General features: G+C 47.1%; 23 protein-coding genes. All 23 read left to right on the top strand.

Annotated elements, in window-relative coordinates:
- The first annotated feature begins 98 nt into the window (after window positions 1-98).
- Window positions 99-890, top strand: coding sequence for a GPO family capsid scaffolding protein (locus tag ACTHTY_RS02820; RefSeq protein ID WP_440366402.1), 792 nt, complete (start codon window positions 99-101; stop codon window positions 888-890).
- A 9-nt stretch (window positions 891-899) separates the two neighbouring features.
- Window positions 900-1,901: a phage major capsid protein, P2 family gene (locus ACTHTY_RS02815; protein WP_440366401.1), complete on the top strand. Its 1,002-nt coding sequence runs from the start codon at window positions 900-902 to the stop codon at window positions 1,899-1,901.
- A 91-nt stretch (window positions 1,902-1,992) separates the two neighbouring features.
- A complete protein-coding gene (gene gpM / locus ACTHTY_RS02810) occupies window positions 1,993-2,655 on the top strand; it encodes a phage terminase small subunit (RefSeq protein ID WP_440366400.1) in 663 nt (220 codons plus the stop codon).
- Window positions 2,656-2,770: 115 nt separating this feature from the next.
- Complete coding sequence (locus tag ACTHTY_RS02805) at window positions 2,771-3,256, top strand: head completion/stabilization protein (RefSeq protein ID WP_295697385.1); 486 nt, start codon at window positions 2,771-2,773, stop codon at window positions 3,254-3,256.
- 10 nt (window positions 3,257-3,266) lie between these two features.
- Window positions 3,267-3,485, top strand: a complete 219-nt coding sequence (locus ACTHTY_RS02800) for a tail protein X (protein ID WP_440366399.1) — start codon at window positions 3,267-3,269, stop codon at window positions 3,483-3,485.
- 9 nt (window positions 3,486-3,494) lie between these two features.
- Window positions 3,495-3,836: a putative holin gene (locus ACTHTY_RS02795; RefSeq protein ID WP_440366398.1), complete on the top strand. Its 342-nt coding sequence runs from the start codon at window positions 3,495-3,497 to the stop codon at window positions 3,834-3,836.
- 2 nt (window positions 3,837-3,838) lie between these two features.
- A complete protein-coding gene (locus ACTHTY_RS02790; protein WP_440366397.1) occupies window positions 3,839-4,117 on the top strand; it encodes a phage holin family protein in 279 nt (92 codons plus the stop codon).
- Window positions 4,118-4,120: 3 nt separating this feature from the next.
- Complete coding sequence (locus tag ACTHTY_RS02785; RefSeq protein ID WP_295697377.1) at window positions 4,121-4,651, top strand: N-acetylmuramoyl-L-alanine amidase; 531 nt, start codon at window positions 4,121-4,123, stop codon at window positions 4,649-4,651.
- 5 nt (window positions 4,652-4,656) lie between these two features.
- Window positions 4,657-4,965 (top strand): hypothetical protein, encoded by a 309-nt coding sequence (locus ACTHTY_RS02780; RefSeq protein WP_295697375.1) that lies wholly within the window; start codon window positions 4,657-4,659, stop codon window positions 4,963-4,965.
- A gap of 8 nt (window positions 4,966-4,973) precedes the next feature.
- Window positions 4,974-5,207, top strand: a complete 234-nt coding sequence (gene lysC, locus ACTHTY_RS02775) for an Rz1-like lysis system protein LysC (RefSeq protein ID WP_440366396.1) — start codon at window positions 4,974-4,976, stop codon at window positions 5,205-5,207.
- Window positions 5,208-5,234: 27 nt separating this feature from the next.
- Entirely contained in the window at window positions 5,235-5,459 is a 225-nt protein-coding gene (locus ACTHTY_RS02770) for a TraR/DksA family transcriptional regulator (RefSeq protein WP_315115025.1), read from the top strand.
- A complete protein-coding gene (locus ACTHTY_RS02765) occupies window positions 5,434-5,904 on the top strand; it encodes a phage tail protein (RefSeq protein ID WP_440366395.1) in 471 nt (156 codons plus the stop codon). The genes ACTHTY_RS02770 and ACTHTY_RS02765 overlap by 26 nt, the downstream gene beginning before the upstream one ends.
- On the top strand, window positions 5,867-6,517 hold the full coding sequence (locus tag ACTHTY_RS02760) for a phage virion morphogenesis protein (RefSeq protein WP_440366394.1): 651 nt from the start codon (window positions 5,867-5,869) through the stop codon (window positions 6,515-6,517). The genes ACTHTY_RS02765 and ACTHTY_RS02760 overlap by 38 nt, the downstream gene beginning before the upstream one ends.
- Window positions 6,518-6,604: 87 nt before the next feature.
- Window positions 6,605-6,913: a hypothetical protein gene (locus ACTHTY_RS02755; protein WP_440366393.1), complete on the top strand. Its 309-nt coding sequence runs from the start codon at window positions 6,605-6,607 to the stop codon at window positions 6,911-6,913.
- Window positions 6,910-7,524: a phage baseplate assembly protein V gene (locus ACTHTY_RS02750; RefSeq protein ID WP_440366392.1), complete on the top strand. Its 615-nt coding sequence runs from the start codon at window positions 6,910-6,912 to the stop codon at window positions 7,522-7,524. The genes ACTHTY_RS02755 and ACTHTY_RS02750 overlap by 4 nt, the downstream gene beginning before the upstream one ends.
- A complete protein-coding gene (locus tag ACTHTY_RS02745) occupies window positions 7,521-7,856 on the top strand; it encodes a GPW/gp25 family protein (RefSeq protein ID WP_440366391.1) in 336 nt (111 codons plus the stop codon). Before ACTHTY_RS02750 ends, ACTHTY_RS02745 begins: the two co-directional genes overlap by 4 nt.
- Window positions 7,857-8,768: a baseplate assembly protein gene (locus ACTHTY_RS02740; protein WP_440366390.1), complete on the top strand. Its 912-nt coding sequence runs from the start codon at window positions 7,857-7,859 to the stop codon at window positions 8,766-8,768.
- Window positions 8,761-9,399, top strand: coding sequence for a phage tail protein I (locus tag ACTHTY_RS02735; protein ID WP_440366389.1), 639 nt, complete (start codon window positions 8,761-8,763; stop codon window positions 9,397-9,399). The genes ACTHTY_RS02740 and ACTHTY_RS02735 overlap by 8 nt, the downstream gene beginning before the upstream one ends.
- A gap of 1 nt (window position 9,400) precedes the next feature.
- A complete protein-coding gene (locus ACTHTY_RS02730) occupies window positions 9,401-10,270 on the top strand; it encodes a phage tail-collar fiber domain-containing protein (protein ID WP_440366388.1) in 870 nt (289 codons plus the stop codon).
- Window positions 10,271-10,297: 27 nt separating this feature from the next.
- Window positions 10,298-12,013, top strand: a complete 1,716-nt coding sequence (locus ACTHTY_RS02725; protein WP_440366387.1) for a tail fiber domain-containing protein — start codon at window positions 10,298-10,300, stop codon at window positions 12,011-12,013.
- The gene (locus tag ACTHTY_RS02720; protein ID WP_440366386.1) at window positions 11,994-12,617 is read left to right on the top strand and encodes a hypothetical protein; all 624 of its coding nucleotides are present in this window, start codon (window positions 11,994-11,996) and stop codon (window positions 12,615-12,617) included. The genes ACTHTY_RS02725 and ACTHTY_RS02720 overlap by 20 nt, the downstream gene beginning before the upstream one ends.
- Window positions 12,618-13,100 (top strand): hypothetical protein, encoded by a 483-nt coding sequence (locus ACTHTY_RS02715; protein WP_440366385.1) that lies wholly within the window; start codon window positions 12,618-12,620, stop codon window positions 13,098-13,100.
- The gene (locus tag ACTHTY_RS02710; protein WP_440366384.1) at window positions 13,090-14,295 is read left to right on the top strand and encodes a hypothetical protein; all 1,206 of its coding nucleotides are present in this window, start codon (window positions 13,090-13,092) and stop codon (window positions 14,293-14,295) included. Before ACTHTY_RS02715 ends, ACTHTY_RS02710 begins: the two co-directional genes overlap by 11 nt.
- Window positions 14,296-14,337: the final 42 nt, after the last annotated feature.

Raw genomic sequence — 14,337 nt, 5'->3', positions numbered from 1 at the left:
CCTTAAAAACGCACTAAGGCGGAAAGTAGATTGTCAAGGATTGGTCTTGGGGCAAAATAAAGACTTTAGTAACGGTTTCGCCAAAGAAGTCATTAATTATGAATATTAAAGATAAATGGTTTTGTATCGGCCAAAGCGGACCTACGGTTGATGGCCGTGAAATCGCATCTGACGATTTGGTACAAGCTGCCGAATCATACGACCCGAATACCTACACCGCAGTTTTAAATGTCGAGCATTACCGACCATTTTTCCCTAAATCAGAACTTGGTGGCTTAGGTTCGGTGATTGAATTAAAAGCCGAGACAGAAAACAGCGTGACAAAACTCTATGCCCGTCTTGATCCGACTGCAAAAACCCAGCAAATGATGAAAGACCGAGAAAAAGTCTTTACATCGATGGAGTTGCAGAAAAATTTCGCCAACACAGGCAAAACATATCTGATCGGCTTGGCGTTGACCGATAGCCCGGCATCTTTAGGTACATCAATGCTTAAATTTACCGTTGCGGCTGACCAGCAAGAAATCTTGTCAAATTACACCGAAATGGAAGAAAAAATGTCAGAAAAACAAACAATCTGGGGCAAGTTGCACGCCGCCATGTTTACCAAGCCTGCCGCTCCAAAAAATGAAGAAGGTCAAGAGCCGAAAGTAACTGAAGATGCGAAAGGCAAGCCTGAAGAAAAACAAGAGTATTCAGCCTTGCGTCAAGAGTTGGAGCAAGCCGCAAAAGTGGTGGCCCAGCTGGTTGACGACAACGAAAAATCTGCCGCTGCATTTGCCGCACTGAAAGAAGATTTTGAAAAGTTCAAAGCACAAGTTGAAGTTACGCCGGTAAATGCCCAGGCACCTCATTTGGGTGGTGCAACCAAGCCAGTATCAGAATTTTAAGGGTGAAAAATGCATAAATACATCAGTCAATACATCAACGCGGTCGCCGCAGCAAATGGCGTACAAAATACAGCCGATCAATTCAACGTTACCCCGTCGGTATCGCAAAAAATGCGCGAAAAAGTTCGCCAAAGCTCCGCATTTTTGCAAAAAATTAATATGGTCCAAAAGACAGAAATCGCCGGTGAAATCGTAGGTATTGGCGCAGGCTTGAACGCAAGCCGTACTCAAACGGACCCAACAGGCGAAAGCAAGGCACGCAAACCAAAAGCCGTACATACCAAAACTGGCCGTAAGTATCTGTGTGAAAAAGTAAACTTCGACACAATGATTCCATACGATGATATGGACCAATGGTCAGCCCATACAAACTACATTGAGTTGGTTAATAGCCAAATCGTCAAATCCAAAGCACTGAGCTTGATTGCCATCGGCTTTAACGGTGTCAAATCATCGCCTGATTCAGATGCCGGTCAAAATCCCTTGTTACAAGACATTAAAAAAGGCTGGCTGCAACAGTTGCGTGAAGATGCGCCTGAAAACGTGATGGGTTCAAGCAGTCAAGCAGTAGATGTTGGCCCTTCGGCTAAATACAAAAATCTCGATGCCATTGTAGTTGATGCCTGCAATGAGTTAATTGATGATGAATTTGCCGAACTGCCGGATATGGTCGTAATTTGCCATCGCACATTGCTGGGCGATAAATACTTTGCCGTAACCAATGAAGCAGGTCAAAAAGCAACCGAGCAAGTTGCTGCTCATGCCATTACGGCGGCCAAACGCGTTGGCGGCCTCACTGCCATCGCGGTGCCGTATTTCCCGAAAAACACAATGCTCATCACGCCATTGTCGAATTTGTCGATTTATTTCCACAAAACAGGTCATCGCCGCGAGTTGATTAACGAGCCGCGCTTTGATCGTGTATCCGACTACCAATCAGAAAACATCGACTACGTTGTTGAAGAGTTTGGCGCGGCCGCATTGATTGAAAATATCAAGATTGCCGAGTAAGTAATGAATGCCGTCTGAAATGAAAGTGGTAACCAGTCTGTTAAACAGTGGAGAAGTAATTTCAGACGGCATTAATTGGAGAAGAAAAAAAATGACCTCACCAGCTCGTGCTCATAAACAATCTGTCTTGGCAGGAAAAAATGCTGATATCGATTTATCCGCAGCCGAACCATACCAACGTTTGCAGTATCAGCTCGCACAAGATCGCCGAACATTATCAGGTATTAAAGGCATTGCCGACAAAATCGCAGCAAAACGTCAAATGATTGATAAATACCGCGATTGGTTAAATGAGGTGCATGAGAGCGGTAAAGCTCGGGCGACAGATACCGTTTTCACTACCGCATTATTGTGGTTGATTGATATCGGCGAAATCGAAACCGCCGTGCCATTGGCGGAATTTGCCATTGAGCAGAACATGATTGTCTCAGACCAATATCAACGCGATTTAAAAGACTTGATGTTTGAAGAAATCGCCGAACAGCTCGCATCCGGTGCTGAATTGTCAGTAGAAGCTGAAACACGCCTCATTAATAAGCTGGTTGCGGTTGACCATGAAACAGGCTTACACGAACTCAACGTCATGGATCCAATCCGTGCCAAGTTCTTGAAAGCCTGCGGTGAGCGCGCCGAAGACAATGATCCGGCTCGTGCATTGGATTTGTACGAAAAAGCCATTGAATATTTCAGTAATGTCGGTGTGAAGAAACGCATTGAGTCCCTCAAAAAGCAACTGAACATCGAAAGCAAGTAACCTCTCCCCTCACGGGAACGGCCGCCGCTGTCCTGTCTGTCATGTAAACGCATTGCGCTAATTGTCAGCCTGCGGCAAACGGAAAAGGCCGTTTTCCTTTTCTTAAAAGTATCAAATGTCATTAGTTTTTGCCGATAGCGATGAACAAGGCCGTCAAGAGTACGGACAATCAGAAATCATCAGTGGGACATTTTGGCCGCGTATTGATTTATCAGATTTACGCAATGTTATGCGCATTGATACCAATGTCAGTTCGAGCCGACTGTATCACGCTGCAATTGATGGAGTTGCCCATGTGAATGGACAGTTACGGGCTTGGAAAAAACAGGCGCAGCAAAACAGTATCAGCTCACTACATGAGTTGGACGATCCTGAAGACTATATCAATGGCGAATCCGTCCGTGTCTCTTATTACCGGCGCGCCGTCTATTGCTACACAAAGGCGATCCTGCTTGAAACGTGGGCAGATGCCGAAGCAACCGGCAAAAGTGGAGAGCGTGCAGAAGCAAAACAAAATCAGGCCGAAGACTATCGCCGCGAAGCACATTTTGCTGTTGCATCATTGATGGGTAAAAGCCGCTGTGATTCTGAGCTGATTTAAGGCTATAAAAATGGCAAAAATCAACACGATTATTACTAAAGAGGGAGATACTGCCGCCGGTATTACTGCCGCATTTTATGGCAGTTCAAAATACATTGTAGATGTGCTGGCGGCAAATCCTGATTTAAATCTATATCCCCTACTCCTACCGGCTGGATTAAAAATTGTAATGCCTGCCGTAGACACTGCCGCAGTTGCTGTTATCAAAACAATAAACCTATGGGATTAAAAAAACGTCATGCAATCCGATAAAACCACCACTGCCATCAACGCCGCCGTGATTGTTATTGGCAGTTATCACGTCCACGCCTCAGTTGCATTTGGGGCATTAATTGGTGCAAGTCTATTTGTTCTGAGCCAAAAAACATATGGGTCAATTTCGAAAGCATGGCTGTTTGCCGTCTCATTTTGCGGCGGTATTTTTGGCTATGACTCAGCGGAAGAAGTTTTGAACTGGGTAATCCCCGGTGATTGGCTTCATATCAACTCATTTACGTCTGCCGCATTATTTTCTGCCCTGCTTGTACTGGTGCTGCAAAAGCTGATGACCATTGTCAACGGATGGCCTAGAAAGGAGTAAGGATGGATAAAGTACAGACAACTGCCGTTATTGTTTTGGCGGCCACAGCCGCCGCCAGAATCATTATGTTTGATACGCGTGGAAAAACACACAAGCCATTATCATCGGCGATTGCCTATATTACTTTTGTATGGCTTGGCTCACTCGCATTCTGTGCCGCTTTTGGATTGAAGTGGCTGGCTATTTGGCTGCTTATATTTGGGCTTGCCCTGCATGCCGGCGCGGTAGTTTGGGCTGGCGGGAACATCAATAAAATTCATCCAGCAAAGAAAAGAGAGTAAAGCATGAGTAAACTTATTTGCCTGACAGCCGGCCACAGCAACACTGACCCGGGCGCAGTCAATGGGTCTGACCGTGAAGCCGATTTGGCGCAAGATATGCGCAATATCGTGGCTAATATCCTGCGCAATGATTATGGTATGACAGTGAAAACAGATGGCGAAGGCAAAGGGAATCTGCCACTGGCAAAAGCCATTACCCTTATTCGTGGCTCTAATATTGCGGTCGAGTTTCATACGAACGCGGCGGCCAATAAAACGGCCACAGGTATTGAGGCTCTCAGCCTGCCGCGCAATAAAGCTGCCTGTCAAGCAATCAGTAATGCCGTCGCGGCGGTTACAGGCTGGCGTTTGCGCGGTGAATCAGGATTTAAACCGGACAACGCCGGTCAGCATTCCCGCCTTGCCTATGCCCAAAACGGGGGCATTGTATTTGAACCATTCTTTATCAGTAATGATAAAGACCTTGCCGAATTCAAACAAAAAAAATGGACGATTTGCCGCGCTATCGCTGATGCGATTGCAAAGCTCGTGTAAGCATTATGAAAATTAAAATTACCTTAGCTTTGGTTGCAGTAGTTTTGATTGAATTGTTGGTTATCATCATGCAGGTCAAAATCAGCCATGCGCGTGCCGCCAAAATTGACAACCTGCAAAATCAGCTGAATCAAGCAAATGCCGATGCGCAGCAGAGCCGAACTCGTACCCAAGCCTTACAAGCCGAAATCGACAAACTAAACCAAGCGGCGGCAGTAAAGTCTGCCGCAGTTTCTGCTGCCGTGGCTAAAAATCCTCAGTGGGCAAATCAAGAGCTGCCTGCTGATGTGGCCGCAGCAATTAATCAACAATAGAGCATCAAATGAAAGAAGCCTTTTTTGCCGTTTTAATGTTTGCATGGTTGTTGGTTGGGTGTGCAAAACCTACTGCGCCCAACCCAGTATCATCATGTCCGCCTGTGCCACAATGCCGTGTGGATGTTGGTCAAATCACTACCAATGCCGATTTGTTGCATGGATTTACTGCCTATCGCGCTGCATACAATGCCTGTAAAGCATATCGTGATGCACTGGCGGCTTGCGTGGGTCAGCAATAGTTTGGCTGCCGTCCAAGAAAGCCTGAAATGACTGATATATTTGATAGAGCTGCCGAATTGGAACAAAAGCAGCGAGATTACTGGCTTTTAAAGCACAAAGAGCAGTTTGACCCTACTCCGTCGGCGTATGAATGTGAAGAGTGCGGTGAACCAATATCAGAGGCGCGCCGTCAAGCTGTCAGCGGTTGCCGATGTTGTATAAGTTGCCAAGAAGAGATTGAAAAGTATGGAAAAACCCGTTTCACTCCGTAAGGCGATCCAAGATGCCTTACCAGAATTAGCGATGCACCCGGACCGCTTGCGGATTTATATCGATGGCGGTGAGATTAAGCCAAATCGTGGCACGTTGAGTCATGCCGTTTCTTACACGCTCAATATTATGGCTTTAGAGTTGGCAGAAGATAAGCTGACACGGCTTAATATCGCAGTAATTTATTGGTTACAGCGTAATCAGCCCGATATACTCGAGCCGGGAACAAACGGTAATAAAGCCTACACTTTTGAAGCTGAGCCAATCGATTCAGATACTTGGGATGTGTTGATTCAGCTTCGCCTGACAGAAAATATTCTTGTCCGTCTTGATGAAAAAGGCCGTCTGAACTTCAAGACCAAAAAAGAGCCTCAATACGATAGCGATATGGTATTGGGAGACTTTGCCGATGCGCTTGGCGTGGTCAATGATGAACAGGTGGGTTGATGAGATGGAAGATGGTCTTAATAATTTCATTCAAAGCGTTGATGCCCTGATAAAAAACCTCAGCCCTGCTGAGCGCAGTGCAATGTTGCGCACCATATCGATTGAGGTCCGCAAACGAAACGCTGCCCGTGTTCGTGGAAATATTCAGCCTGACGGCTCTCCAATGGCAGGAAGACAGGGTGATCGTTGGAAAATGCGAGGCTTAAGAAATGGAGAGGCCCTGCTAAAAGGTAAAAAGTTCAATCACTTTAAACAAAGGGATTTAACTTTGGCATATGTTCGGCAGGAGGGAGAAAAAATCATTGGCCGGAAAGAAGGAGAGCCACGCAAACTGAGCGGCTATCTGCGTGAAAATATATATTTTCAAGGGCGCAGCAGCAAAAAGGCGCGAATGTACCAAAAAATGGCGCGCCCGAAATACCTGCGTAGCAAGAATACTTCCAATGAAGCAATTATTGGATTTTTGGGTGGTATTACTGCGAAAATTGCTGCCGAACACCATTACGGTGACAGCCGTAAAAATCTGACAAGCCGTGAATTGGTAGGATTGTCTGATTCGGATTTATCTTACATTGAGACTGAGATTATTAAATCCGTAGCAAAGGGAATTTAAACTAAAAAATAAGGCCGTCTGAAATCAGGCGGCCTTTTATTTCGCGCTGAAATCTTAAAATCACACTAAAGAATCAATCAAATTTACATGAAAAGCGCATGGAGAAATAATAGCCACGCGATTAAGCCATTTTGCCATTTAGCTCCTGACAGCCGGAAAGACGGCACCGAGCCGCCGTCTGCCGTCCCTAGTCGGCGGCTCAATCAATATAAGGACTTTATTTTGCTGGAAGCACGAATTGTACAAATTTTAAGCCGCCCATTGTTTTTCTGCGGTCTGTATTATCGCCGCGTACTAGTTGCCTATGACAGCGGACCTTGTGGCGAAAGAAGAATTGAATTTAAGACAAGAGAAGCAGCAGAAAAATGCCGTGTCGGAGATAAGGTAATTTTATGACACAACGCCAAATCGAGAATTTAATCAAAATTGGCACGGTAGCAGAAGTCAATCCGAATAAAAACCGTATTCGTATGAAGCATGGAGGATTGACGACAGATTGGTTGCAATATTTTGTCCCTGCCGCCGGTGGTGTATCCGTCTGGCGTTTGCCATCTGTCGGAGAAATGGGCGTGGTATTTAGCCCTAGTGGAGAGACAGAGAATGGTTTTGTCATGGTGGGTATCGCATCGGATTCATTCCCGTCCCCGTCATCAAGCCCTAATGAGACTGTTATTAAATTTCCAGATGGCGCAAAAATAAAATATGACCATCAATCAGGCGCACTTAAAGCAGAAGGTATCAAGACGGCAGATGTTGAGGCATCTGTTCAAGTCACTATTGATACACCAATGACAGCGGTAAAAGGTCAGCTCCACGTGCATGGGTTGCTGACATACAGCGGCGGTATGAGCGGTAGCGGTGGAAGCGGAACAACTATTGAGGGCAGTTTCAATCATATTGGCGAATTTAACAATGAAGGCAAGGTTGTAAGCAATGGCGTTCAGCTTGACGATCACAATCATCCTGACCTGACATCAGGCGGTAATACAGGGAAACCAAACAAATGACAAATGCCGAAACTGGTCAAGGAATGCCTCTTAAGGATCATATTGCTCAGAGTATTAAAAACATCCTATTCACCCGTATTGGCAGCCGTATTATGCGCGAAGACTACGGCTCAATATTGCCATATTTAATTGATATGCCGCTGATTCCGCCGGTTGTACTGGCTTGTCAGCAGGCGGTTGTTTCTGCGCTTGCAGCGTGGGAGCCGCGCGTAAAAATCGAAGCTGTCCGCTTTGATGCAGAAAGTGCGGCGGAAGGCCGTCTGAAAATATGGCTGGAAACCGTCATCGTATCGAGCGGTGTAAAAGAAACATTTGAGATTGCAGATATTTAAATGGCAAAGATTACCGACTTATCAAAAATCCCCCCTCCTGAAGTAGTGAAGCAGCTTGACTATGAGGCGATTTTGGCTGCGCGAAAAGAACGGTTTATCAATGAATATCCATCTGAAGAGCAGGAATATTGGCGCACGGTATTGGCTTTGGAATCCGAGCCGGTAACAAAGCTTTTGGAAGAGTGTGCGTACGCAGAATTGTTGTTTAGACAGGAGTTGAATGAATCGGCTCAGTCTTTAATGCTGGCCTATGCCAAAGGGGCAGATTTAGACCAGATTGCGGCAAACTACGATATTGAACGCTTGGTAATACAGGCTGCTGACGATACCGTTAATCCTCCTAAAGAAGAGATTTTAGAGTCGGACGAAGCCTTGCGCCGCCGCGTACAAGAGGCATTTGAGGTTTTATCGACTGCCGGTCCTGAAGCTGCCTATATAAATTTAGCGCGTCGTGCCGATGGCTCAATTAAAGATGTGTCCGCCGTCAGTCCATCCCCTGCTCATGTTGTAGTGACAGTTTTAGGCCATGCTGAAACGGGTGGAGTTGAGAAAGCGGTATTGGATAAAGTGTCAGATGCAGTGAACGCTAAACACCGTCGACCAGTTGCAGATCGTGTAGAAGTTAAAGCCGCAGAGGTGCTGGAGTATCGAGTTGAGGCAACGCTAAAAATGTATGCCACTCCAGACTATGTGCCGATTTTAACAGAAGCGGAAGCAGCTTTGAAAAAAGCAGTTGAGGAAAACTTTTTAATCGGTCGAGATGTATCACTCTCTATGATTTACAAGGCTTTGCGCGTTGAAGGCGTGCAAGACGTTGCCATTGCTCAGCCAGCAGCAAATATTGCTATATCGCCCACTCAGGCAGCCCGTTGTGTAGGTATTACCGTGAATTGGGGCGGTTGGAATGAGTAATTTCAAATGGCAATACCATCAAAATACTGCCCAGCCATCAAGTAAAACTGAGCTGGAGCATAAACTCTCGCGCTCACAAATTTACCCTATCCCTCATCCTATTCGTGACCTGTGGAATCCGCAGACCTGCCCTTTGCATCTGCTGCCCTACTTGGCTTGGGCAAGAAGCGTGGATTATTGGTCAGATGAATGGCCTGAGCAAGTGAAGCGCGATGTGGTTGCTGCCGCGTATTACAACCATAAGCATAAAGGCACGATTTCCGCGCTTGAGCGTGTCGCCTCAATTTTCGGCTTGAAAATAAAAATTACCGAATGGTGGCAGGCTAATCCTCAAGGCGTGCCGGGTACATTCGGCATCACAGTATTGTCTGAAAACGCCGTCATTGGCGAAGTCGAATTTAAAGAGCTGGTACGGTTGTTTTCGGAAACAAAGCCTGTATCACGCCACATCAGCGGTTTAACGGTTGGTGTCATCACTCGAGGCCGTCTGAATACGTCGGCAGCTACATTGCGCGCCGATACCGTCACCATTTATCCATATATCAAGCCAATTATTTCAATGCCTCCAGCCGGTCAGGTTTCTGCCGCCGCTCAGCGAGTCGAAATTATTACAATCAATCCAAAGGTATAGCATGAATCAACAGTATTACACCATTGTTACCTCAGCAGGTACGGCGCGTATTGCAAAGGCAACGGCATTAGGTACGGTTGTCGGATTAACGCATACGGCTGTGGGGGATGGCGGCGGTAAAGCAATCATACCGTCAGCCGATATGGTATCGCTTAAGCGCGAAGTTTATCGGGCAAACGTCAACCTGTTAAAGATTGATGAAAATAACCGAAATCAAATTATTGCAGAATTGCTGATTCCAGAAGAAGAAGGGGATTTCACAATCCGTGAAGTAGGTTTGTTTGCCGCAGATGGTACATTGATTGCTGTTGGTAATTTACCTGACAACTACAAGCCGCGCGCAAATAGTGGGACAGCAAGTCAGCAAGTCGTTCGTATGATTATTCAGGTCGATAATACTGGTGCAGTTGCGTTAAAAGTTGACCCGGCTGTCGTTTTGGCGACGCGCGAATATGTTGAGAAAACTGTCGCAAAATTATTCGGAAATATGGCATACCGCGTGCCAAGCATTGCCGCCCTGCGCGAATTTAACAAGCCCGGCGCAACCGCCGTCATCGTCGAAAACTATCATGACGGCATCAACGGCGGCGGCGGCGTGTTTGTGAAATCTGATAATCAAGCCCTTGCCGAAAACGCCGCCACAGTCATCGTCGGCGAATCCGGCACACGCTGGCTGCGCCAATACACCGCCTTGAGCCTTCGAGATTTTGGCTATGCCGAATCAAAAAACAACGCCGCCGAAACCATCGAGGCCGCCGAAACCATCGAGGCCGCCGAAAGCGCCGCGTTGGGCGTGTTTGTCGATTGCTTAGGCTTAAAAATTGACACAAATAAAAAATATCAAATAAAAAACAAATACGGAAACGGCTAATTTACCGTCAACGGCGTTACCGTCGATATGCCATATCAGCCGATCCGCACAGGAATTGGACGGTTTATTAGCGGAACCGGCGCGGCGGCCAATCTCAAATCCAACGAGTGGACCGGATCAGATTTGACCGTGATAGGGAAAGGCGCAATTGGGAACATGACCAATTGCGTGAGCGGGATTGCAATTGGCAGCCGGGCGCAAGGTAATGCCCAAAAGAGCCGCGACAACATCGCCATCGGCGCAGACAGCCTGTTCAACGTGCAAGCTGAGACTGAATGGTACGACCAGTCAAGGATGGCAGGTACTCGCAACATCGGCATCGGCGGCAATGCTGGGCGCGGCATTACTAGCGGTTATTCCAACGTTGCCATCGGGCGCAATGCAGGGCAAGGCTTGGGGACAGGCTCATCAAATATTGCACTTGGGGCAGGCGCAATAGGTGGAACGGCCCCTGTCGGGCTGACAGGAGACATCGAGGTTTTCTGGCCGTCCCCGACGTCTCAAACAGTCGCAATCGGCGAGGCCGTATTGAAAACATACCAAGGACTCGCCGCGCAAACCGCAATCGGCGGCAACGCGGCAAAAAATGCGAAAACCGCCGAGAAAGTGACAGTCATCGGCGCAAATGCAATGGAAAGCCTCGAACAAAACCGCGCGCCAAACGGCGGAAATGTTGTCTGGACAGGAACAGAGTCAGGCCGGTACACCCAATCGGGCGAGACTATTACTTTGACATTTAATAATATTCGAGCGGCGAAGGTTAATTATTGGGTAGGCATACGCCTGACATCAGGAGCTGCGCAAACCCTACAAAACGACGTCATCCCCGTGAAAGTCGTAGAGATTAGCGGCAATAATATAACAGTTCGTAGCTCAAAAGAGCTGAACACCTCCGGCGACGCCGAGCTAAAGTTTGTTTTCTCGGATACCTCATCAGCAACCAAGAATGACTCGCTAACAGTCATAGGGACAAATGCGATGAATAAGGCTTTAACGGCAGGTTATTCAACTATCATCGGCGCCGAGGCCGCGTTCTTGGGGGGCGATTATCAAAAATCAACCGCAATCGGGGCATCATCATTGCGAACTGGCACCCATACGTCAACAACCGCTATCGGGCATTGGACGATTCCGCTAGCGAGTAGTGAGAAATGTGTTGCCATCGGTGATAGCGCGGGATATCGAAACGTGCAAGGCGATACCTTGAACACAAAAATCACAAACTCCATCGCCATCGGTTATGGCGCGCGAATAAACGGTGACAACGAAATCCAAATCGGCATACCCGGGCAAACGCTATACGCCCCGACGAACGTAAATATTCGTTCAGACGGCCGCGACAAGACAGACATCAAGCCGCTTGAAAAGGGCTTGGATTTTGTCATGAAGCTGAATCCTGTAACTGGTTACTATGACCGCCGTGATTCATACGTTGACGAGCTTTTCCATGACCTGCCCGAAGAAGAGCGAGCCGCCAAAGTGCGCGAATGGTGGAAGAATCCAACCAAAGACGGCCGCCACAAAGAAGACCGGCCGCAGCATTGGTTTATTGCCCAGGACATCGCCGCGATGGAGCAAGAATACGGCCGCCTACCGATGGTCAACATCAAAAACGACACATACACCATTGAATATGAAACTTTTATCCCAGTTTTGGCAAAAGCCATCCAAGAGTTGGCCGAGAAAGTTGAAAAATTGGAAAACGAAAACAAGGAATTAAAAAATGACAAGATGCGTAATTGATTCAGACGGCCTTTTTGTGGAAGAGCAATATTTTGACGACGGCCGTCAAAGTATCGAAGCCGAAGTGCCACCGCTGCAAGAAAACCAAGCGGCACGATGGACGGGCAAAAGCTGGGAAATTCACCCCGATTATCGCGGCGAAGTCGTCTTTACAAAAGACGGCGAGAAAGTATGGAAAGAAATCGGCAGTCTGCCTGACGGCGTCAGCCTGACCCCATTGGAAACGGCAAATCTGGCAGATTTAAAAGCCGCCATGCTGACAAACCTCAATGCCGCCGCCCAAAACTTTGTTGACGCCCACTCCGGAGCGAGCCAAGTCCCCGATTTCGAGCTGGCGACATGGCCGCTCCAGTCAACCGAGGCGCAGGCGTGGGCTGCCGATAAATCAGCCGCTACCCCAATCCTAGACGGCATTGCCGCCGCGCGCGGCTTGGACAAAGACAAACTCAAGGCCGCCGCTTTAAAAAAATCACTGGCATATTCCGCCTTGTCTGCCATCGTTGCCGGTCAACGCCAGGCAATACAAGACCAAATCGAGGCTGCAAAAACCAAATCAGCCTTAGACAAAATAAAAATCGAGTTTAAGCTGCCGGAGGCCGTCTGAATGAGCAAAGTTTATTTGGCATTGTACAAAGGCCGAAAACAAATCAAATCGCCCAAAGACCTGATTTATCGCTTCATTGACTGGGGGATCCGAAAGGCAACGCGCGGCGAGTATTCTCATTGCGAAATCGCTATTCAGATGCCTGACGGACAGTTTGACTGCTATTCCTCATCTTTCCGCGATGGTGGTGTCCGTTGTAAACGTATGGAGTTACCGTCTGATAAATGGGATTTGATTGAGCTGCCAAAGCCTAATCTGAACTATGGGAAAACGATGAAGCTATGGCGTGATACTAAAGGCGAAAAGTACGACCTAAAAGGTGTGCTGTGTACGAAATCAATTTTCCGCCGGTTGAAAATTCAGCAATCAAAAAACAAATGGTTCTGCTCAGAATGGTGTGCGCACGCGTTGGGGTTCAGTAATCCTCATCTATTTACCCCGACTATGATTGCCAATCGTTACGGTTCAGGCTATGCAAAATAAAGACCTACATATCTATCAAGGCGATACTCATCGATTCCGCTTGGATTTATCTTCGAGCGGCTCTCCATTGGACTTGTCAAAAGCAAATCTGTTATTCACCGTAATGACAGTGGAAGGCAGCAAAATATTTCCATCTGTGGCGATTACTGAGCGCGGTGTTGTCGTTGATTTTTCTGCAGTGCAGACTGCTGCATTCGATTGGGTCGTAGCGGATTATGATTTTCGCACCGCTTTTGGCGATGTTGTAAAAACATATTTGCGCGGGAAAATACACGTCACGCCGTCAATCGGTAAATTATTGGCTGGCGAAGGTTCAGACGGCCTGCTGCATGATGAAACTGTCGAAATTGCAGTTGCACCGGAATCGGTTGTTATTCATACCGCGAATTCTGAGCCGTTTGACCGCAATGTGATTGCACGTTTGGAAGCGGAAATTGAGGCATTGAGAGGGGAAGTCAAAGCTGCCGAAGAGTCAGAAGAGATTGCAGCCTTATCAGAACGCCTTGATTTGGCACAGGCGGCAATTGCATCAGCCGGCACGCTTTCGCAACGATTGACTGACTTGGAGAATGCGCAGGGTCAATTATCTAATGTTGCTCAAGATTTGGCAGTTCAACGGCTAAAACTTGAGGAAGCAGTAAATCGGTCGGTGCAGTCGAATAAAGAAGTAGCTGCCTTGAAGCAGCAGCTTGACGGACTGCGGCAAGCCGTCAATCAGGCAGAGGAATCTGATGAGATTGAGGAAATCAACAATCAAATCAGTTCCATATTGCCCAAATTAGAAGAGGCAAAACGTGCAGCGGCGGAATTAGCGAATCCTGCTGCACTTGAATCATTGCGCGCTAAAGTAACAGAGATGGAAGGTGTCGTTCGCCAGCAAAGCGAAACAGCATCAGAAGTTGCGGCTCTGCGCGCTCTGTTGAAAAAGCCAAAGCGTGAAAAAATTCACTTGCCTCAAGCCATTTGGGCGGATGGTGGTTATACATGGGCAGAAGTCTCTTTTTCTCAGGAATACATAGATCCGAAGATTCATATTCAATTGGAGCATTTAAAACGCTTGCCGGTATTGTTTTTGACGCTCAACTTATCTGCTAAAACAAGTCGAGGTGTTTTTGTCCGCTCTAATATGGCAAAAGAAAAAATTGATGTGGAGTATTCGGTGTATCTCTATGTTGAAGAGATGGCAGATACCTAAAAAGCACGATTAGATTCGGATAATAATGAAAAAACCGAGAAA

Origin of the sequence: Neisseria sp. P0019.S002, from assembly GCF_051957155.1 — a bacterium.
In the GTDB taxonomy this organism is placed as follows: Bacteria; Pseudomonadota; Gammaproteobacteria; order Burkholderiales; family Neisseriaceae; genus Neisseria; species Neisseria perflava.
This window is presented reverse-complemented; position numbering and strand designations above follow the sequence as displayed.